Source organism: Paenibacillus sp. P2(2022) (assembly GCF_029522175.1).
In the GTDB taxonomy this organism is placed as follows: Bacteria; Bacillota; Bacilli; order Paenibacillales; family Paenibacillaceae; genus Paenibacillus; species Paenibacillus polymyxa.
Window position 1 is genome coordinate 44,725 of the sequence record NZ_JAKWFI010000014.1, and the last position, 20,991, is coordinate 65,715.

Annotated in this window: 17 protein-coding genes and 1 rRNA gene; 9 read left to right on the forward strand and 9 right to left on the reverse strand. The window is 45.2% G+C overall.

Annotated features, from left to right (window positions below; genetic code table 11):
- Positions 1-41: 41 nt before the first annotated feature.
- From noc to rpmH, 8 genes are all read right to left on the reverse strand, one after another.
- Positions 42-860, reverse strand: coding sequence for a nucleoid occlusion protein (gene noc / locus MMB75_RS24335; protein ID WP_013373916.1), 819 nt, complete (start codon positions 858-860; stop codon positions 42-44).
- Between the two features lie 386 nt (positions 861-1,246).
- A complete protein-coding gene (rsmG, locus tag MMB75_RS24340; protein ID WP_044786764.1) occupies positions 1,247-1,969 on the reverse strand; it encodes a 16S rRNA (guanine(527)-N(7))-methyltransferase RsmG in 723 nt (240 codons plus the stop codon).
- On the reverse strand, positions 1,969-3,858 hold the full coding sequence (mnmG, locus tag MMB75_RS24345) for a tRNA uridine-5-carboxymethylaminomethyl(34) synthesis enzyme MnmG (protein WP_045244809.1): 1,890 nt from the start codon (positions 3,856-3,858) through the stop codon (positions 1,969-1,971). The genes rsmG and mnmG overlap by 1 nt, the downstream gene beginning before the upstream one ends.
- A 97-nt stretch (positions 3,859-3,955) precedes the next feature.
- Complete coding sequence (mnmE, locus tag MMB75_RS24350) at positions 3,956-5,332, reverse strand: tRNA uridine-5-carboxymethylaminomethyl(34) synthesis GTPase MnmE (protein ID WP_019689096.1); 1,377 nt, start codon at positions 5,330-5,332, stop codon at positions 3,956-3,958.
- Between the two features lie 128 nt (positions 5,333-5,460).
- Positions 5,461-6,219, reverse strand: coding sequence for an RNA-binding cell elongation regulator Jag/EloR (gene jag, locus MMB75_RS24355; RefSeq protein WP_277511221.1), 759 nt, complete (start codon positions 6,217-6,219; stop codon positions 5,461-5,463).
- The gene (locus tag MMB75_RS24360; RefSeq protein WP_016822442.1) at positions 6,216-7,085 is read right to left on the reverse strand and encodes a YidC/Oxa1 family membrane protein insertase; all 870 of its coding nucleotides are present in this window, start codon (positions 7,083-7,085) and stop codon (positions 6,216-6,218) included. The genes jag and MMB75_RS24360 overlap by 4 nt, the downstream gene beginning before the upstream one ends.
- Positions 7,086-7,156: 71 nt before the next feature.
- The gene (gene rnpA, locus MMB75_RS24365) at positions 7,157-7,507 is read right to left on the reverse strand and encodes a ribonuclease P protein component (RefSeq protein WP_013373922.1); all 351 of its coding nucleotides are present in this window, start codon (positions 7,505-7,507) and stop codon (positions 7,157-7,159) included.
- Positions 7,508-7,765: 258 nt separating this feature from the next.
- Entirely contained in the window at positions 7,766-7,900 is a 135-nt protein-coding gene (gene rpmH, locus MMB75_RS24370) for a 50S ribosomal protein L34 (protein WP_007433250.1), read from the reverse strand.
- A 1,077-nt stretch (positions 7,901-8,977) separates the two neighbouring features.
- On the opposite strand from rpmH, the gene dnaA reads away from it, so the two are divergent.
- From dnaA to gyrB, 6 genes are all read left to right on the forward strand, one after another.
- Entirely contained in the window at positions 8,978-10,324 is a 1,347-nt protein-coding gene (dnaA, locus tag MMB75_RS24375) for a chromosomal replication initiator protein DnaA (protein WP_013368644.1), read from the forward strand.
- Between the two features lie 186 nt (positions 10,325-10,510).
- The gene (gene dnaN / locus MMB75_RS24380; RefSeq protein ID WP_016822441.1) at positions 10,511-11,653 is read left to right on the forward strand and encodes a DNA polymerase III subunit beta; all 1,143 of its coding nucleotides are present in this window, start codon (positions 10,511-10,513) and stop codon (positions 11,651-11,653) included.
- 37 nt (positions 11,654-11,690) lie between these two features.
- Positions 11,691-11,909, forward strand: a complete 219-nt coding sequence (yaaA, locus tag MMB75_RS24385) for a S4 domain-containing protein YaaA (RefSeq protein ID WP_016822440.1) — start codon at positions 11,691-11,693, stop codon at positions 11,907-11,909.
- A 54-nt stretch (positions 11,910-11,963) separates the two neighbouring features.
- Positions 11,964-13,079 (forward strand): DNA replication/repair protein RecF, encoded by a 1,116-nt coding sequence (gene recF / locus MMB75_RS24390; RefSeq protein WP_045244810.1) that lies wholly within the window; start codon positions 11,964-11,966, stop codon positions 13,077-13,079.
- Positions 13,080-13,095: 16 nt separating this feature from the next.
- A complete protein-coding gene (remB, locus tag MMB75_RS24395) occupies positions 13,096-13,347 on the forward strand; it encodes an extracellular matrix regulator RemB (protein ID WP_007433255.1) in 252 nt (83 codons plus the stop codon).
- A gap of 31 nt (positions 13,348-13,378) precedes the next feature.
- Positions 13,379-15,289 (forward strand): DNA topoisomerase (ATP-hydrolyzing) subunit B, encoded by a 1,911-nt coding sequence (gene gyrB / locus MMB75_RS24400; RefSeq protein WP_016822438.1) that lies wholly within the window; start codon positions 13,379-13,381, stop codon positions 15,287-15,289.
- Positions 15,290-15,430: 141 nt separating this feature from the next.
- Here gyrB and MMB75_RS24405 read toward each other — a convergent pair whose 3' ends face one another.
- The gene (locus tag MMB75_RS24405) at positions 15,431-16,258 is read right to left on the reverse strand and encodes a YheC/YheD family protein (RefSeq protein WP_045244811.1); all 828 of its coding nucleotides are present in this window, start codon (positions 16,256-16,258) and stop codon (positions 15,431-15,433) included.
- Positions 16,259-16,724: 466 nt separating this feature from the next.
- Here MMB75_RS24405 and gyrA point away from each other — a divergent pair, with 466 nt between their 5' ends.
- The 3 genes from gyrA to MMB75_RS24420 all read left to right on the forward strand — a co-directional run.
- Complete coding sequence (gene gyrA / locus MMB75_RS24410; protein ID WP_045244812.1) at positions 16,725-19,289, forward strand: DNA gyrase subunit A; 2,565 nt, start codon at positions 16,725-16,727, stop codon at positions 19,287-19,289.
- Positions 19,290-19,495: 206 nt separating this feature from the next.
- On the forward strand, positions 19,496-20,584 hold the full coding sequence (locus MMB75_RS24415; protein WP_045244813.1) for an HD-GYP domain-containing protein: 1,089 nt from the start codon (positions 19,496-19,498) through the stop codon (positions 20,582-20,584).
- 324 nt (positions 20,585-20,908) lie between these two features.
- Positions 20,909-20,991, forward strand: a 16S ribosomal RNA gene (locus tag MMB75_RS24420); the annotation flags it as partial.

Genomic DNA, 20,991 nt, shown 5'->3' on the forward strand with positions numbered 1-20,991 from the left:
ACAGAAAAAGCGGCAATTGCTGCCGCTGTACGCTTCATCCCTTACTTACGTTTGGGAATTTGAATGACAATCTCATAGTGATCCTCATGATCAGATTCCTTTGTTTTGATATCCAACCCTGAGCCAGACACCATATCAATGGATTGACGAATCGTATTCAGCGCAAGCCGGACATCCTTGGTAAAGGAAATCCGCTTAGATTTCTTAATCGTGGATACTTGTTTATAGAAGGCAACTCGTGCCTCTGTTTGCTTCACATTGAGTTCCTTAGCAATCACTTCATCTAAAACCTTGTACTGTAGCTCTTCGGTCTCTAACGACAATAATGCACGAGCGTGACGCTCGGACACCTTCCGCTCCATTAGAGCCTCTTTCACTCTCTCCGGCAAATGAAGCAGCCGTATCTTATTAGCAATAGTGGATTGGCTTTTGCCAAGTCGCTGAGCGAGGCTTTCCTGGGTGAGTTGATGCAGGTCAATCAGCTTTTGATAAGCTACAGCCTCTTCAATCGCAGTTAGGCCCTCCCGCTGAAGATTCTCAATCAACGCGATGGATGCAGCTTGTGAATCATTAAACTCACGAACAATGGCTGGAATCGTCTCCATACCCAGCTTGGTGACAGCTCTCCAACGACGTTCCCCTGCTATAATTTCATATTGTCCATTACGGAAACGAACGACAATCGGTTGAATTACACCATGCGTCTTAATAGTCTGGCATAGCTCATCAATCTTTTCGTCGTCAAATATGGTGCGGGGCTGATAAGGACTGCTGACAATATCCCGAACTGGAATTTGTTTTATTTCGTCCCCATTGGAGCGCTCCGTCAAACCAAATAGCTTGGAAAATTGTTCTTTCATTCCGTATAATACCACCTAATTTCATAATAGCACCATACAAACAGCGCTTCGTGAAAAACAGTTCCTTACGGGGATTGTAGACCCTTCTATATGAAACAGCGCCGTAAGCGGGTACACTCCACGTACTCCCCTGACATTTGTTGTCCCATTTCCCTATATGTATATCTGAAATCATGGGTACGGGAAGCAGCCAACTTACACTAAAACGATTATCTCTATTCTATCACTTTTCCAGTCATAATCCTATCGTCTCTAACAGCTTTTCAGAAGGATAAAAGAATAAATTATGTAGAGGGCATTCGGCAAGGAGTCATCTTAAGCAAGGAGTTTATAAACCATAAAAAAAGTGAATGTTTCACGTGAAACATTCACTTTTTTTCAAACATTTACACTAAAGGTGTTTTCAAAGGAGTACCTGGCTTACGCGGGTATTTCCGTGGTGTAGCTGCTCTTTTTTCGATAATAATCATATGTCTGGCTGCATCCTCAACAGGTAGCTGAAAGGCCTGAACATGCTTGATTTTTCCCTTTAGCTCCTTCAAACTGTAGGAGGCTTCCCTGATTTCTTCCGTAGGGTCGCTACCCTTCATCGCTGCAAAGTGGCCCCCTTCACGGACAAAAGGAAGACAAAATTCATTTAGTACCGCGAGACGGGCAACGGCTCGAGCTGTGACCAGATCATAGCTATCACGATATCCTGCTTTGCGCCCCAATTCCTCTGCCCTGCTGTGAATCAGTTCGACATTTTCCAGTCCCAACTGCTCTACAACATGAGCTAAAAATTGTATGCGTTTGTTCAATGAGTCTACAATGGTCAATTGAATATGTGGAAAGCATATTTTCAAGGGAATCCCAGGAAAACCAGCACCTGACCCAATGTCAGCCAGGCTCCCCACATCATTTAACGGAACATAAAAGGCAAGTGAAACAGAATCGTAAAAATGCTTGGTGTACACTGCATCTCGCTCAGTAATGCCCGTCAGGTTCATTTTTTCATTCCATTCAACCAGCACACGGTAATACGTTTCAAACTGCTCTAACTGACTGTCATTAATCACAATGCTATGCTCTGCCAGCCGCTGCTTAAACTGCTGTTGTATCGCGTCCATTAAGATCCCCTCGCTGCCGTTACACGGTTATAGTGCTCCAGATAAACCAGCAAAATGGAAATATCCGCAGGAGTTACACCGGAGATACGGGATGCCTGACCAATGGACATCGGACGGATCTTCTCAAGTTTCTGCTTGGCTTCAATGGCCAAGCCTTGAACTTCATTGTATGCGATATCCTCTGGGAGCCTCTTCTTCTCCATCTTTTGCAGGCGTTCTACATGCATTAATTGCTTTTCAATGTAGCCCGCATACTTAATTTGGATTTCCACCTGTTCTTGCTCTTCCTCAGTAAGAGCTACAGGTGAAGGCGAAATTTGTGCCACTTGTGCATAGCTGATCTCAGGTCGACGCAGCACTGTTAACAAATTACTGCCGTCCTGTATCGGTGCAGATCCGCCTTGCTCCAGCATCTCATTTACATCAACCGGGCGAACTTTAGCTAAGCGTAAACGCTCAATTTCTTGCTCTACCTTTTGTTTTTTATCCAAAAAGCGCTCGTATCGTTCATCTGTAATCAGGCCAATATCATGCCCGATCGGAGTCAATCGCAGATCCGCGTTATCATGCCGCAACAACAGACGGTATTCTGCACGGGATGTCAGCAAGCGATAGGGCTCATTTGTCCCCTTCGTCACCAGATCGTCAATCAGAACCCCAATGTAGCCTTGAGAACGATCCAGTACGACGGGCTCTTTTCCCTGCACCTTGCGAGCTGCATTAATCCCAGCCATAATTCCTTGACCCGCAGCTTCTTCATAACCAGATGTCCCGTTAATCTGACCTGCTGTGAACAAGCCAGGTACTTTTTTCGTTTCCAAAGTAGGCCACAACTGAGTAGGTACCATCGCATCATATTCAATAGCGTAACCGTTACGCATCATTTCTACCTTTTCCATCCCTGGAATGGTACGCAGTACTGCTAATTGCACATCCTCTGGCAAGCTTGTTGACAAGCCTTGAACATAGTATTCAGATGTGTTTTTACCCTCAGGCTCCAAAAAGATTTGGTGCTTCGGCTTATCACTGAAACGCACCACTTTATCTTCAATAGAGGGGCAATAACGTGGTCCCGTTCCTTCGATCAGACCAGAGAACATCGGTGCACGATGCAAATTATCATTAATAATCTGATGTGTTTCCACTGAAGTATACGTCAGCCAGCAAGGCAACTGCTCATTATCCGAGGACTTCGTTTCATAGGAGAAGAACTTCGGCTGATCATCGCCTGGCTGTATTTCTGTTTTGCTAAAATCAATCGTATCCTTATGCACACGTGGTGGCGTCCCTGTTTTAAAGCGAACGAGATCAAACCCAAGCTCTCTCAAATGTTCAGAAAGTCTCAGCGAAGGCTGCTGATTGTTCGGACCACTCTCATACATCAGCTCACCCATAATGATTTTTCCGCGCAGATAGGTGCCCGTCGTCAGGACAACTGCTTTACTACGATACTCTGTGCCCGTCTTCGTAATCACACCTACGCATTGGCCGTCTTCTATAATCAGTTCTTCAACCATGCCTTGACGTAAGGTCAGATTCGGTTCTTTCTCCATCGTTTCCTTCATCGCATGCTGATAAGAGAACTTGTCTGCTTGTGCGCGCAAGGCATGCACGGCAGGACCCTTACCAGTATTTAACATTCTCATTTGGATAAATGTCTTGTCGATATTCCGACCCATTTCGCCACCCAATGCATCAATTTCCCGTACTACATGACCCTTTGCGGGACCACCAATAGACGGGTTGCAGGGCATGAATGCGACCATATCCAAGTTAATTGTGATCATCAATGTACGACAGCCCATCCGTGCCGCTGCCAAGGCGGATTCTACGCCCGCATGGCCTGCACCGACGATGATCACATCATAGTCGCCTCCTTGATATCCCATACCTCTCTTGCCTCCTTATACATTCGAGTCTTCACCCTGAATATGCTCTTGTGTATCTATAACGATAGCAGGCTTAAAACAGCCATGCTTGAATGTTCTACTTGCCCAGACAGAATTGTGAGAATATTTGATCTATTAACGCATCATGCGCAGTATCGCCTACAATCTCACCCAAATGCTCCCATGCCAGCCTTACATCAATCTGGATCATGTCAATTGGAACAAATTGATCAGCGGCCTCATAGGCATCTACCAGCGATTGGCGCGCTTTCTTCAGCAAAGCAATATGCCGTACATTGCTGACATACGTCATATCCGCTGATTCTAGCTTGCCGCTAAAGAATAAATTCGATATAGCCTGCTCCAGCCGATCTGCTCCCTCATTTTCCTTCACAGACATCGGCACAATAAGCTCTTCAGGAACATAGCGCAGCAACAAATCCCGGTCTATTTGGGCCGGTAAGTCCATTTTATTCATAATAACAATCGCTTGTCTACCGCGGATTTGTTCCATTAATGCCATTTCATCCTCGTGCAGTGGTTCGTTGGCATTCATAACGATGAGCAACAGATCCGCTTCACTAACTGCCGTTCTCGAACGCTCTACCCCAATCCGTTCCACGACGTCCATCGTTTCGCGAATTCCAGCTGTATCCAACAGCTTGAGCGGAATATTATTAATCGTCACATACTCCTCGATAACGTCACGGGTGGTACCCGGAATATCGGTCACAATCGCCCGTTCGCCCTGAGCCAACGTGTTAAGCAGCGACGATTTACCTACATTCGGCCTTCCGACAATCGCTGTAGTCAGCCCTTCACGCAAAATTTTCCCTTGCTCCGCTGTATGCAGCAGCCGATCAATTTCCGCTATAACCTGGCTGCTTTTATCCTTGATTAACTCAGACGTAAAGGATTCTACATCATGCTCAGGGTAATCAATGTTTACTTCAATATGAGCAAGTGTCTCGACCAAAACATGACGCAAACGACGAATATTCTGGGACAGCTGCCCATCCACCTGCTTCAGAGCCATCGAAAAGGCTTTATCCGATTTGGAACGAATTAAGTCAATAACGCCCTCCGCTTGACTCAGGTCAATACGACCATTCAAAAAAGCACGTTTCGTAAATTCACCTGGCTCAGCCAGACGTATATTTTGCAGTAGTAACAAATCCATCACCCGTTTAACGGCTACCACCCCGCCATGAGTGCTGATCTCTACCACATCTTCTGTTGTAAAAGAGCGTGGTGCCCGCATCACTGTAACTAAAACTTCCTCCACCTTCTCTTGGCTTTGAGGATCTATAATATGTCCATAGTGTACCGTGTGCGTTGGAGCCTTACTTAAGGGCGTTTTACTACGGAACAAAGCCTCCACTTCCGTGACCGCTTCTGGACCGCTGACCCGCACAACTGCAATGCCGCCCTCGCCGACAGCCGTTGCAATGGCAGCTATGGTATCGCTCAGCATATCGTTTCTACCTCCTATCAAGTAAAAACGGCATTGCCGCCCTTCATCAAGGACGGCACCCGTTTCAGTGTGAAATATAAGAAAAAAAGCAATGGCTTCTGCAGCTTGCAGAGAGCCATTGCGTCGGATTATTTCTTGGCAATGACAACGCGCCGATTAGGCTCGTCCCCCTTGCTGTATGTTCTAACCAGCGCATGCTGCTGGAGCTTGGCATGAATCAGCTTCCGCTCCTGGGACGGCATTGGCTCCAGTACCACTTCCTTGCCGTAACGAACAGCCTGGTTCGCTAATCGTTCCGCCAAATCCTCCAGCGTTTTCCGCCGACGTGCACGAAATTGCTCGGCATCCAGCACAATTCGGATAAATTTATCAGAATGACGGTTAGCAACAATATTCGTCAGGTACTGCAATGCATCTAATGTCTGTCCTCTGCGGCCAATCAGCATACCGAGCGATGGACCGGAGATATCCAGTGTACTTTCATCCTTGCGATGACGGACATCGACTTCGACGTCGAGTCCCATTCCTGCAGCTGTTTCACGGATGAAACGCACCGCCTCTTCATAAGGGTCTATATGTCCCCTGGATGCTTCCATGTTCATCTGTGCTTCCTGCGCAACAGACCCAGCTTGTGATACAGCCTGTCCCACGTCAGAAGGTGCTTGAGCCGATACATGAGGTTCAGCCGTGTGTGTGGTTTCAGGAGACGGCTCAGAAAGCAGCGTAAGCTCCACCTTCGCCTTTTTGGCCCCTAGCCACCCCAGGAATCCTTTTGACGGCTGTTCCAACACGTTTACGGTTACCCGTTCACGGCTTACTCCCAGCTGGGAGAGTCCTTGTCTTACAGCATCTTCAACGGTTTTTCCTGATGTCACGACTTTGGTCATCTCGACTTTTTAGCCCCCTTCGTGTTTTTGCCGCCTTTTTTCTTACTATTATTAGAGGAACCTGTTTTCGCGAGACTCGCTGTTTTTACATTAGCCAATGCTGCGTCCTTATCATTATTCCGATAAAGGAAATAGTTTTGAACAATCGTGTAAATATTACTGAAAAACCAGTACAACGGCAAAGCAGACGGGAAGTTATACGACATGAATAGAATCAGCACCGGATAGACATACAGCAAAAATTGCATGGGTCCTTGCTGCGGTGTCGGATTCATTTTCATCATCATCCAAGTTTGGACAAAAGTCGTAATCGCTGCTAGAATCGGCAGGATAAAGAAGTGATCCGGTTTACCTAACTGGAGCCACAAAAAGTCATGATCCCGCAATGCCGAGTTATAATAAATGGCATTATAAAGCGCGATGAAAATGGGCATCTGTACTAACAAAGGCAGACAGCCCGCCATTGGGTTAACCTTGTTTTCTTGAAACAATTTCATCGTTTCTTGCTGGACTCGCTCAGGTGTATCCTTGTATTTCGCTTGAATTTCTTTTAATTGCGGCTGAATAGCCTGCATTGCTCTGGAACTGCGTACTTGCTTGAGTGTAAGCGGCAAAATAATAGTACGCACAATGATCACCAGAATCAGTACGGCCAGGCCATATTCTCCAGAGAACCATTGGGCAAATGTATCCAGCGCATACGAAAACCAGTAAACGACATATCTTTGCCACCAAGATCCATTGGCCAAGTCTGCCGTCGTGTAAGAATTGTGAGCCGCCTGGGTACATCCGGACAGCACAGCAACAAGTGCCAATAAGGCAATCAGGAGGAACCATTTTCCTCGTTGAGTCTTCAAACGCGACACTTCATAACCCCTTTCTTAACCAATCCATTCCAACGTAAATCATACCATATCCTGTAGGACAAAGATACTGACTATCGGCGCGTAGACTTGAGCAGCGAGGCTTTGCGCAAAACGTGCAGCACGCTTTTCTCCAGCTCTTGATACGACTTTGTAACCGCACCCTTACGAACGATAAAAATCAGGTCAATCTGCTCCACCAATTCCTGCTCATGATGGCGCACGATTTCCTTAACGATCCTGCGCATCCGGTTGCGTACAACTGCATTGCCGATCTTCTTGCTAGCCGAAATTCCGACGCGGAACTGCTCTACCTCTCTGCGGCGGAACCAGTACACCACAAACTGATGGTTGGCAAAAGATTTGCCATGGCGGTATACGCGCCCAAAGTCCGCCCGGTTTCGTAGACGCAATTTTTTTTGCACGGCGCTTCTCCTTGCTCATTTCTTTTACACATATCGGTAAGCAATCCTTACCTCTTATATAGTAAGAAGTATGGACAATATTCCAACATGGTAATCTCGCTTATTTTATATCCGTTTTCAAAAACTTCATCTAATATAGAGCAGGATGTAGGACTTGTCCCTCTTTTTACACTACATTTCTACAATAGAAGAAGCATCCGATCCATAAATACTTCAATTATGAAAAAAAAGACCACCGTAGTGGTCTTTATGCACGCATTACGCACTCAATACTTTTCTACCTTTTTGGCGACGAGCTGCCAAAACTTTACGGCCATTCTTCGTGCTCATTCTTTTACGGAAGCCGTGAACTTTTTTACGTTTGCTGACATTCGGTCTGAAAGTCGGTCTCATTGTGCTGCACCTCCTTACAAGGAATACGTTTTATATGGAATATACCTAACATAGCAATCTCCACAAAAAACACCTTTGTACATTTAACCACAAATAGCGGTCAAAGTCAATGTACTTCTGAATTCTCTCCCTCTTTTTCACATTCACAAGCCCTCTTCCTCTTTTTGCATCACCCACTCTACTCTTTTCTATCCCTTTAATCCCGATTTTTTCGTTTCTTCTCCATGATCAACATTCATCAGCATTTTACTGTAGCTTACGTTCCTATCTAAAAACTGCCCTTTTTTTCATCTATTCATTTACGGCTTCAATCCAGGCCGTTCCAAATCCCCACTATCAGTTTCGTCAAAAATATTGTCGGAAACGTTACCGGAAATTTTCAACACAAAAACAACCCGGTGTAACCAAAAGGCAACGGATGTTATACACAGATCCACAAAAAGAATGGAATTGTGATTTAAATGGTCATAACCTGTGCATAACATTTTAGAGCAAAAAAGAGTTATTGTCGAAAACTGAACAAATTATAAACAATATCTTGTGTTGTGAATAAAAATTGTACACAACAGATTGAATTTGTGGATAAATAACCACGAGTCATTGAAATACAAGGCTTCTTTTGCTATGATGATATTACTTTTGAATGTGAATATGTTGTTTTACCCTCCATATTATCAACACCCTGTGGATAAAGTTGTGAACAAGTTCAATTTATCCATCTTTTTATTTTTGTGCGGATTCGGGATTCTGGGGATATATTCTACATTTTTCATTTGATTTCGACATATTGCAGTCCCGTTTTGGCCTGCGGGATCAAGAGAACGGATCGTGCCGCACATCCCTCCTGAGAAATATCGCCTTTCTTCTGCTGATCAGCAGTGGAATTTTCCAATACTATTTTTCAGGGCATTTTGTGCTGCGTTCTCTCACTACACTGCCGCATGATTTAGGCGGCGGTATGTCTTTTTATGGCCTTCAACAATATTTTTGTGATTTTAGGCGTTTTGCCGAAGCGCCGGGAGCAGCTCTCTGCAGCTTAATTCGGCAAAATGTCAGGATTTAAAAGGAGTGACGTCTGTGGACAGCCATACCTCTGAACTATGGCAGCAAATTCTATCCATCATACAAACCAAGCTGAGTAAGCCGAGTTACGACACTTGGTTTAAGGCTACCAAGGCAGCGAAACTAAATGACCACTCCATTGTGATTTCTGCACCGACAACTTTTGCCGTGGAATGGCTTGAAAGCCGCTATACCAAGTTAGTCGGAGCAACGGTTTATGAGATTTTGGGCAAACATTTAGAGGTCAAGTTCGTTATTGAAGAGAACAAGCCCGCCGAGGTTGACCTTCAGCAACAACCTCAGCAGCAGCCGGTCGTTCAAGAAGAAGCTGTATCCCATATGCTGAATCCCAAATATACATTCGATACATTTGTCATTGGATCGGGGAACCGTTTTGCCCACGCGGCATCGCTGGCCGTCGCCGAGGCGCCGGCCAAAGCTTACAATCCGCTGTTTCTATACGGTGGTGTAGGTCTGGGGAAAACGCATCTGATGCATGCTATCGGTCACTATATTTTGGAGCATAATCCGACCAGCAAGGTCGTTTATTTATCGTCGGAGAAGTTTACGAACGAGTTCATTAATGCCATCAGGGACAACCGCGGAGAGAGTTTCCGGAATAAATATCGCAACATTGATATTTTGCTCATTGATGATATTCAATTCATTGCGGGCAAGGAATCGACGCAAGAGGAATTTTTCCATACGTTCAACGCGCTTCATGAGGAACGCAAGCAGATTATAATCTCAAGCGATCGACCGCCTAAAGAAATTCCAACGCTGGAAGAACGGCTGCGCTCTCGCTTCGAGTGGGGACTTATTACGGATATTCAACCGCCGGATTTGGAGACGAGAATTGCTATTCTTCGGAAAAAGGCGCGGGCAGAAAACCTGGATATTCCTAATGAGGCCATGATGTATATCGCGAATCAAATTGATACAAACATCCGTGAGCTGGAGGGGGCGCTCATTCGCGTTGTCGCTTATTCTTCCTTAACCAATCAGGATGTATCAAGCCATCTCGCGGCTGAGGCGTTAAAGGATATTATCCCATCCAGCCGTCCAAAAATGATCACGATTCAGGATATACAGCATCAAGTCGGGGAATTTTATAATCTACGACTGGAAGATTTCAAAGCACGTAAGCGGACGAAGGCTGTAGCTTTTCCACGGCAGATTGCCATGTATCTTTCCCGTGAGCTAACCGACTATTCTTTGCCGAAAATCGGCGAAGCTTTTGGTGGTCGTGATCATACGACTGTCATTCATGCGCACGAAAAAATCTCCAAATCCATTCAAGTGGATCAGGATCTATTTAAAGTTATCAACAACCTAATAGAAAAAATCAAAAATCCAACCTGAACAAGTTCAGAGCCTATACACAATTTATACACATGTGGATAGGCTTGATTTTATTAGGGTTGCAGATAGTTATCCACATATTCAGTGCGCCTATTACTATTACTAATATATTTTAAAGATATACATCACCTATATAAGGCCCGCGTCAACGCGTGCTTGCAGGATTAAAACCCGTAGGAGGAACTTATGAAGATTAGCATTCTGAAAAACGTTTTGAACGAGGCTATACAACATGTATCCAAAGCGATATCCAGTCGGACTACCATTCCAATTCTGAGTGGTATTAAGCTGGATGTGAATCACCAGGGAGTCACACTGACCGCCAGCGATACAGACATCTCTATTCAATCCTTTATTCCGATGGAGGATGGTGACCAAACTGTCGTTCAGATCGAACAACCTGGCAGTGTAGTGCTGCCCGCTAAATTCTTTGTCGAAATTATTAAAAAGTTGCCGTCTCAGGAGATCCGCATGGAGGTAAAAGACCAATTCCAAACCTTTATCTCATCCGGTGCTACTGAAATTCAAATCGTTGGTTTGGACCCTGAGGAATTCCCGGTGCTGCCCAACATTGAAGAAAATCAAGTCATCTCTGTGCCAGGTGATTTGCTTAAAAATATGATTAAACAGACGGTATTCTCCATCTCTACCCATGAAACGACACCTATTTTGACGGGTGTATTGTGGAATCTGGCTGAGGGTGAATTGAAATTTGTCGCCACGGACCGCCACCGCCTTGCCACCCGCAGCGCTCATTTGGAGACCTCTGAAGGCTTGCGTTTTAGCAATGTTGTCATTGCAGGTAAAACGCTCAATGAGCTGAGCAGAATTATTCCGGATCAAAATATGCTTGTGGATATCGTCGTAGCGGACAATCAGGTATTATTTAAGGTGGATCGCGTGTTATTTTATTCCCGCATCTTGGATGGCACCTATCCTGATACTTCTAGAATTATTCCGACTTCCTACAAAACAGAACTGGTTGTGGACACAAAAAGTTTGAGCGAGTCTATTGACCGTGCTTATTTGTTGTCCCGTGAGGAAAAAACGAATATTGTAAAAATGCAATCGTTGGAAAACGGTGATCTAGAGATTTCCTCCAGCTCATCTGAACTTGGTAAAGTGCGTGAGGAAGTAAATGTGTCTAAATTTGAGGGAGAGCCACTCAAAATCTCGTTCAACTCCAAATATATGCTCGACGTGCTGAAGGTGATTGATAGCGAGCAGCTGACGATTGCTTTTACTGGCATTATGAGCCCCATTATTTTAAAACCGGCAGATTCTAGCAATGCGCTGTACATCATCCTGCCATATCGCACAACCAACTAGCGTCACCCACCCGAACAAGCGAAAGGATGAACAGGCCTTGAAACCAATATCTATACAGACCGAATACATCAAGCTCGATCAATTTTTGAAATTAGCCGATTGTGTATCCACAGGAGGCATGGCTAAAGCCCTGCTGCAGGAGGGACAAGTCCGCGTTAATGGTGAGCCAGAAGAACGTCGGGGGAGAAAATTGTACCCAGGCGATACCGTAGAAGTAGAGGACATTGGACGTTTCGAGGTTACGGCAGGAGCATGATCGCCTGAACGGCAAGGACTCCTTTTAGGTGCGGAATAACAAGGGGGACCCTATGTGTTTGTGAACAACATTGTTTTGCAGCAGTACCGGAACTATCAACAGTTGGAGCTGAATGAATTCGGGCCCGTTAATTTGCTGATCGGACAAAATGCGCAAGGCAAAACGAATCTGGTTGAGGCGATTTTTGTATTGGCCTTGACTAAAAGTCACCGAACGTCCCGCGATAAGGAATTAATTTCTTTCGGGGCTACTTCCACCCATCTAGCTGCCGATGTGGATAAAAAATACGGGAAAATCAGATTGGATCTCTCGTTATCCACACAAGGCAAAAAAGCAAAGATCAACGGGCTAGAGCAGCGAAAGTTGAGCGATTTTATCGGTTCGTTAAACGTGGTCATGTTTGCGCCCGAGGATCTGGAAATTGTCAAAGGAACACCGGGGGTTCGCCGCCGGTTTCTTGACATGGAAATCGGACAGGTTGCGCCAGGATATTTGTATCATTTGCAGCAATATCAGAAAGTGCTGGTTCAGCGAAATAATCTGCTCAAGCAAGCTTGGGGTAAAGATATGGCGTCCGTGCAGCTGATGCTGGAGGTATGGGATGAGCAACTTGTTGAGCATGGTGTTAAAATTGTAAAAAAGCGGAAACAATTTATAACAAAGCTACAAAAGTGGGCCCAAGCCATTCATGAAGGGATTGCAGGGGGGACAGAAGAGTTAAAATTAACCTATGTTCCCTCCTTCGGTGAGCCAGAGGAAGAAGATGAAGCTGTCTTATTGGAGCGATTTATGATAAAGTTATCCCAAATGAGGGAACAGGAAATCCGCCGTGGCATGACTTTGGCGGGACCCCATCGTGATGATTTGGCCTTTGCCATTAACGGCAGAGAAGTGCATACGTATGGCTCTCAGGGGCAGCAGCGGACGACGGCCCTGTCTTTGAAGCTGGCCGAAATAGAATTAATTCATGAGGAAATTGGGGAGTATCCTATCCTGCTGCTGGATGATGTGTTGTCCGAGCTGGATCCCTATCGTCAGACTCAACTGATCGAGACTTTCCAAAGCAAGGTACAGACCTTTATCACGGCAACCGGGATTGAGACGTTGAACGCAGAACGACTTAAGGGTGCCCATATTTATCACGTCCACGACGGGCATGTGGAACACTAAGGAGTGAGTGACTGCTATGTATATTCATCTGGGTGGAGAAAAGATCATCCGCTCGTCCGAGCTTGTGGCTATTTTCGATATCTCGATTGAAAAATCCTCTAAAATCTCCAAACAATACGTGAACCACGCCCAACAGCAAAAGCATGTCGAGATGATTGGCGAAGAGGAAGCCAAGTCCATCGTAGTGACTCAGAATACGGTGTATTATTCCCCCATCTCCTCAACAACACTCAAAAAGCGGGCAAACCAGTTTGTTGCCAATGCTTAACCATAGAAATCTATAGAAGTAGGTGAAAGGCATGTCTATGAATCAACCGTCTTATGATGCGGGCGAGATTCAGGTCCTCGAAGGCCTGGAAGCGGTTCGGAAACGTCCCGGGATGTATATTGGCTCCACGAGCGCCAAGGGGCTCCATCATCTGGTCTGGGAAGTTGTGGACAACAGTATTGACGAAGCGCTGGCGGGTTATTGTAACAGCATTCAAGTTGTCGTTCACAAAGATAATAGCATTACCGTTACAGATAACGGCCGCGGTATTCCGGTAAGTGAACACGCCAAAATGAAAAAATCAGCGCTGGAAGTCGTAATGACCGTACTTCACGCAGGTGGTAAATTCGGAGGCGGAGGGTACAAGGTGTCTGGTGGTCTGCACGGGGTTGGTGTATCCGTGGTGAACGCGCTCTCCAGCAAAATGATTGTTCATGTTAAACGGGATGGACATGTATATGAGCAGGAATACCATCGTGGTGCCCCACAGTATGATGTCAGAGTCATCGGTGACACCGAAGAGACAGGTACCCAAACGACCTTCTATCCGGACGAACAAATCTTTACCGAAACGACCGTATATGACTATGATACGCTGCAGACGCGGATTCGTGAGCTGGCTTTCCTGAACAAAGGCATTGCAATTAGCTTGACCGATGAACGGACAGGCGCCAGCGATACATTCCACTATGAGGGTGGAATCAGTGAATATGTGCAGTTTCTGAATCAAAAAAGAGAAGCCCTGCATGAACAGCCGATTTATGTCGAAGGCTCTCGTGACATGATTCAAGTGGAAGTTGCATTGCAATATAACGACAGCTATACCGAGAATATTTATTCTTTCGCCAACAATATCAATACTCATGAGGGCGGAACTCATGAATCAGGTTTCAAGAGTGCATTAACCCGGATTATTAACGATTATGCACGCAAAAATGGCTTAATTAAGGACAACAATGCCAATTTGACTGGTGACGATGTACGCGAAGGTTTGACAGCGATTATCTCCGTCAAAATTCCTGAACCACAGTTTGAGGGTCAGACTAAAACAAAGCTTGGCAACAGTGAAGTTCGAGGAATTGTCGAGTCCCTGTTCGCAGAGAAACTTCAGGAATTTCTGGAGGAGAACCCGTCCGTCTCCCGCCGTGTAGTTGATAAATCGTTACAAGCAGCTCGTGCCCGGGAAGCAGCACGCAAAGCGCGTGAACTTACACGTCGCAAAAGTGCGCTGGAAATCAGTTCGCTCCCAGGTAAGCTGGCGGATTGCTCCTCTAAGGATGCTTCGATCAGTGAACTGTACATCGTCGAAGGTGACTCAGCAGGGGGATCGGCCAAGCAGGGGCGTGATCGTCACTTTCAAGCGATTTTGCCAATTCGCGGTAAGATCCTGAATGTGGAAAAGGCACGCTTGGACCGTATTTTGTCCAGTGATGAAATACGGTCAATGGTAACAGCAATGGGTACAGGGATTGGAGATGATTTTGACATCAGCAAAGCCCGTTACCACAAGGTTATTATCATGACAGATGCCGATGTCGATGGTGCTCATATTCGCACATTGTTGCTGACATTCTTTTATCGCTACATGCGCAAAATCATTGATGCAGGCTATATATACATTGCTCAGCCACCACTATTCAAAGTTGAGCGTAACAAAGTTGTGCGTTATGCGAACTCTGAAGCGGAACGTGACGAGATCATCAAGGAATTTGGAGAAAATGCGAAGTACAATGTACAGCGCTATAAAGGTTTGGGTGAGATGAATGCGACCCAACTTTGGGAAACCACGATGGACCCAGAGAGCCGTACAATGCTGCAGGTAACTGTCAGTGACGCGATGCTGGCTGATACACTGTTCAATACCTTAATGGGTGACAATGTAGAGCCTCGCCGTGACTTTATCCAAGAACATGCGAAGTACGTGAAAAACCTAGATTTCTAATGTGTGTTATTCCATCCTGATGGCTATGTTATCTGTTCATTAGGGTTGTATAAGCAAGAGTGTACAAGGGGCGCCCAAATGGGCGTCCCTTTTCTTGTCATTAACCAGCCCGGATGGATTTGAATATTTAATTTCAATGTTTTAGGCCTTTTTCTTAGAGCGTACAGGTTTACCTGTGGATGCCGTATACCGGCCGTAGCCTACTGCATATCTGAATATTTTATGATAGAGGCTTTTATTTGGGAGGGAAGCGAACACTTTGATGGCTGGTCTTGTATTGACCTCCAAAATCCATGGATAGTTTTGCTGGTCCAATCCCACATCTAACCCGATTTCCCTTAAACGAGGGTATTTTTTTTGTAGCTGCCAGGCTACTCGCTCTCCCATTTTCGATAATTTTTGCTCCAGTCGTACGGCTTCCTTTACATCCATATATGGAGCCACCAGTTCATTGAAAAAACGCGTTGTCCCACCGCTGTGATGATTGGTGACGACTTTGTCAGGAGCAGCTACACGTCCTACAATAAGCGTTGTTTCCCAGTGATGTCTCAAGTTCATCTGGGTCAATACCCTCAGATCGAAGGGACGGGCTTCATGCTGAAGAAGAGGAATTCCGCGCTGTATCAGATATGGACGTTTCTTTATACGAGAAGAAACCACCCTATGCAGCTCATCCAGGCTTTCAAAGGTGAGGATATCTACTTCATAGCGAAGTACATACCAAGTTCTCTCCTCGATGATTCCTTCTTCTGTCGGCGGAAGCTGCTCTGTCTGCCTTTCTGCACGCATAACCCCTTTGCCGTAGGTACCATTATCCGGCTTAATATAGACAGTTCCATACACCGCCAACATTTCATTCAGATGCTCAAACGTGTACAAACGTGTTTCCGGTATATAAGCGGCCAATGTCGGATGGGGAAGAATGGCATTTGTTTTGGCCCACTTACTGGATACTCGCTGAATAGACAAGTATTCTCATCCCTTTCTTTTCGAATTATGAGTCATGTACCTGGAATTCACACCCTTTAACAAAACAAGGGAAACTAAAGGACAAGCGCGTAAAACAATGATATAATAGAGAAATACGGCGTTTTTCGGAATTTTGCTAAGTAGAACCCTGACCGTATACGTATTGTATGTGGAAAAGGCCCTTAGGGTGGGGGCTAATCCCCAGTTCAGGGGAATTTGTTATAATCAGGGCTTGTAAGTTGTACAAGAAAATAGCAATCTGCTACAGGCAGAAGGGGAATGACGAGGGTTTTACGCTGTAAAGAGGACAAATGCGTTTAATTGTGCTCTTTTTGTGAAAGTAATATAATTATACAGATGAGGATTTCAGCCAAAATCCTGCGCAAGGAGCGGAGTATATAGGCAGTGTCTTGTTAGGCTTTTCACATAGAGAGCGCTGTATTGAAGGATGAGAAGGAGGACCAGCATGGCGGATCAAAATAACTCGCAAATCATCAATAGGGATATCGGAGTGGAAATGCGCGAATCCTTTATGGATTATGCCATGAGTATTATTGTTAGCCGTGCCTTGCCTGATGTGCGGGACGGACTGAAGCCGGTACACCGTCGTATTCTGTACGCGATGTCCGAGCTAGGCATGTCGCCAGATAAGCCTTATAAAAAATCGGCAAGAATCGTCGGTGAAGTTATCGGTAAGTATCACCCTCATGGTGATACGGCTGTATATGATACGATGGTGCGGATGGCGCAGGATTTTTCCTTGCGTTATATGTTGGTGGATGGACACGGTAACTTTGGCTCCGTGGATGGAGATATGGCAGCAGCAATGCGTTACACTGAAGCACGGCTGTCCAAGATTGCCATGGAAATGCTCCGTGATTTGAACAAAGAGACCGTTGATTTTATGCCTAACTACGATGGTGAAGAGAACGAGCCTGTCGTATTGCCTGCACGTTATCCTAACTTGCTGGTTAACGGTGTCGGCGGGATTGCAGTTGGTATGGCAACCAACATTCCTCCGCATAACTTGGGAGAGGTTATCGATGGTGTACAAGCACTGATCGAAAACCCTGACATTACGCCGATGGAACTTATGGATTACATTCAAGGGCCCGATTTCCCGACAGCAGGTTATATCTTAGGTCGCTCAGGCATTCGTCAGGCGTACCAGACTGGCCGCGGATCTGTGACTATGCGTGCGAAGACCACCATAGAGGAAATTGGCAATAAAGCACGGATTATCGTGCATGAGCTGCCTTACCAAGTGAATAAGGCTCGTCTGGTCGAGAAAATTGCTGAACTAGTACGTGACAAGCGTATTGAGGGCATTACGGATCTTCGCGATGAATCCGACCGTACGGGTATGCGTATTGTGATCGAGTTGCGTAGAGATGTGAACCCGAACGTCGTTCTGAATAATTTGTTTAAACATACGGCCATGCAGTCCAATTTCGGTATCAATATGCTTGCGATTGTAAACAATGAGCCGAAGATTTTGAACCTGAAAGATGTCTTGTATTATTATCTCAAGCATCAGGTTGAGGTTATTCGTCGTCGGACAGAATTTGATCTGAAAAAAGCCGAAGCTAGAGCACATATTCTGGAAGGCTTGCGTATTGCTCTTGACCATCTGGACGAAGTTATTTCCTTGATTCGTTCTTCCCAAACTGCAGAAGCAGCCCGTGAAGGACTGATTGAGCGTTTCTCACTGACTCTTGAGCAGGCTCAGGCTATTCTCGATATGCGTCTGCAACGCTTAACCGGTTTGGAACGTGAGAAGATCGAGAACGAATATAACGAGCTAATTCAAAAGATAATGGAATACCGCGAAATTTTGGCGAATGAGCATCTGGTACTCAACATCATTAGCGAAGAGCTGAATGAGTTGAAAGGACGCTTCGCCGATGAACGTCGCACTGAAATTACAGTGGGTGAAGAAAGTATTCTGGATGAGGATCTCATTCCGCGTGAAGACGTTATTATTACTGTAACCCATACTGGATATATCAAACGCCTCCCTGTTACTACGTATCGTAGTCAAAAACGCGGTGGTCGTGGTGTAGTAGGTATGGATACCAAAGATGAGGACTTCGTAGAGCATCTGTTCATTACGAATTCACATCATCATTTGTTATTCTTTACGGACAAGGGCAAGGTATACCGGATTAAGGCCTATGAGATTCCGGATTTAAGCCGGACAGCTCGGGGGACACCGATTATTAACCTGATTCAGATTGAGCAGGGTGAGTCGATCAATGCAGTAATTCCAATTGAGGAATTTGTGGAGGATAGTTATCTATTCTTTGCGACCCAGCATGGGATTATTAAGAAAACACCTCTTGATGACTATGCGAATATCCGCAAAGGCGGCCTGATTGCCATTAATTTGCGTGAAGATGACGCCCTGATCGAAGTGAAGCTGACTGATGGACAGCAGGAAATGATTATCGGTACAGCACAAGGTATGTCTATCCGCTTCCCTGAAAGTGACGTACGATCTATGGGGCGTAGCGCTACAGGAGTTAAAGGGATTAGTCTTGACGAAAGCGATGCTGTAATCGGCATGGATATCGTCAATACCGACCTGGATATTTTGATCGTAACGGCCAAGGGTTATGGCAAACGTACCCCTGCTGTGGATTATCGTATCCAGAGCCGTGGAGGCAAGGGGATCAAGACGATTAACGTTACCGATAAAAATGGTCCAGTGGTCGGCCTCAAGGTAGTAAAAGCGGAAGAGGACTTGATGATTATTACAGCTAGTGGCACCTTGATCCGGACTAGCATGGGGGAAATCTCCACGATGGGTCGGAATACGCAAGGGGTAAGATTGATTAATATTCGCGATGATGATTCGGTTGCAACGGTTTGTCGGGCGAACAAGAATGAGGAGCAAGATGAACTGCTTGAGGATTTATTAGAGGATGGAGGAACTGGTGAGGAGCCAACTCTGTCATCTGCTGAACCAACTCTTGGAGCGAATGCAGAAGATACGGAAGGTAACGATCCAGAATCTTCTGGGGACGAATAAGCCCTGAATATAGAAGCAACACATTTAGATTGAAGAGACTCTCTGGCTATTTGGTCAAGAGAGTCTTTTTTTCTTGTTCAGGTTGACCAATTCAGACCAGCACGTTTTAAATGGCATAAAATGAATGTACAGGATCATTTCCAAGTAATATAATGACATCATAACTGGCAGCTGGAGCAGCTGTTGTGAGAACAGAGAGGTTGACCATGACAACTGTACCCGTATCCGAATTAAAAGCAGGACTTAAATTGCAAAGCGACATTTTTACTGAAATGGGCAGCTTGCTGCTACCGAAAGGGCGTATTTTGCTACCACGTGACTTAGAGATTTTAGAGGCGTTCCTGATTCAACAAGTAGAGGTAGGGACGGATGATATTGCAAAACCCAGTAGCGAGCCTGCCACTGTTCGATCTGGGACAGCTGAATCGCAGGGAGTTTCGTTAGATGGGCGAGATGAAGCCGAACAATTCCAGGATGAGTATGACAAAATGGTGATGCTTGTTAAGAATGCGTTTCAATCTGTACTTGTCTCTAATTTATCTATATATGAGTTGCGCGGACAACTGGAGTCCTTGCTGGCACATATCCAACGCTATAATGTAATGACCTATACTCCGCCTGCTATGATCGAAGTGGACTATATTTTTCACAATGCCGTGCTAACCTCCCTTACCTCTTACTCCATTGCACAATGGATTGGGTTGCCTCAAAAGGATTGGATGCAGGTGGCTTTTGCCGGATTGCTTCATGATATAGGGAATGCTAAGATGGACCCGTCCATTCTGTACAAGCCCTCCCAACTAACACGAGAAGAGCAAGAAGAAGTACGCCTCCATACATCACTAGGATACCAAATGCTTAAAAATGTGAAGGCTATTAACGAAGGTGTACGTTTGGCAGCTCTTCAGCATCATGAGAAAGTGGACGGTACTGGATATCCATTGCGCCTTAAGGGAGAGCAAATTCATATATACGCTAAAATCGTAGGGGTGGCTGATGTATTCCATGCCATGACTCTAGAAAAAACATACCGACCTGCCCAATCGCCTTATCTGGTTCTAGAGCAAATTAAATCAGAATCATTTGGAAAGCTGGACCCAAGTGTCGTGCAAGTCTTAATTCAAAAGCTAACCCAATTTAATAATGGGACCAAGGTGCGTCTGAATGATAACCGTACAGGGGAAATTATTTTTGCTGATCGAGATCACCCGACTCGTCCGTTGATTCAAGTAGAGGGGGAGATCATTAACCTTATGCTTCAAAGAGAGCTTTATATCGAGTGTATTGTTACTTAACTGGGTCTTTTCAAAAAAAAATAGTTGCGCAATATAGTGAAGATATGATATATTCTTTCTTGTCGCTTCAAGTGTTGAAATAAAGAAGCGAAAAACACTTTTGAAAAAAAAGTGTTGACACAAACCTGAATAGCATGATATACTATAAAAGTTGCTGAGGGGAACGAGAGTTACTCTAAAGCAAACAACGAATGTTTGATCTTTGAAAACTGAACAACGAGTGAGTAAAATGATTTTGTTCGTAAAATCAAACAATGAGATATTTTATCTCGTCAGTTTCAAAATGAGCTAATCGCTCTTTCTATAACCAACTTCGGTTGGTCTTTAATGGAGAGTTTGATCCTGGCTCAGGACGAACGCTGGCGGCGTGCCTAATACATGCAAGTCGAGCGGGGTTAGTTAGAAGC

What these genes read in the sequence shown, in the direction of transcription:
- noc (WP_013373916.1), bottom strand. Translation starts at nt 860, where the DNA reads ATGAAAGAACAATTTTCCAAGCTATTTGGTTTGACGGAGCGCTCCAAT.
- rsmG (WP_044786764.1), bottom strand. Translation starts at nt 1,969, where the DNA reads ATGGACGCGATACAACAGCAGTTTAAGCAGCGGCTGGCAGAGCATAGC.
- mnmG (WP_045244809.1), bottom strand. Translation starts at nt 3,858, where the DNA reads ATGGGATATCAAGGAGGCGACTATGATGTGATCATCGTCGGTGCAGGC.
- mnmE (WP_019689096.1), bottom strand. Translation starts at nt 5,332, where the DNA reads ATGCTGAGCGATACCATAGCTGCCATTGCAACGGCTGTCGGCGAGGGC.
- jag (WP_277511221.1), bottom strand. Translation starts at nt 6,219, where the DNA reads ATGACCAAAGTCGTGACATCAGGAAAAACCGTTGAAGATGCTGTAAGA.
- rpmH (WP_007433250.1), bottom strand. Translation starts at nt 7,900, where the DNA reads ATGAGACCGACTTTCAGACCGAATGTCAGCAAACGTAAAAAAGTTCAC.
- dnaN (WP_016822441.1), top strand. Translation starts at nt 10,511, where the DNA reads ATGAAGATTAGCATTCTGAAAAACGTTTTGAACGAGGCTATACAACAT.
- remB (WP_007433255.1), top strand. Translation starts at nt 13,096, where the DNA reads ATGTATATTCATCTGGGTGGAGAAAAGATCATCCGCTCGTCCGAGCTT.
- gyrB (WP_016822438.1), top strand. Translation starts at nt 13,379, where the DNA reads ATGTCTATGAATCAACCGTCTTATGATGCGGGCGAGATTCAGGTCCTC.
- gyrA (WP_045244812.1), top strand. Translation starts at nt 16,725, where the DNA reads ATGGCGGATCAAAATAACTCGCAAATCATCAATAGGGATATCGGAGTG.
- MMB75_RS24415 (WP_045244813.1), top strand. Translation starts at nt 19,496, where the DNA reads ATGACAACTGTACCCGTATCCGAATTAAAAGCAGGACTTAAATTGCAA.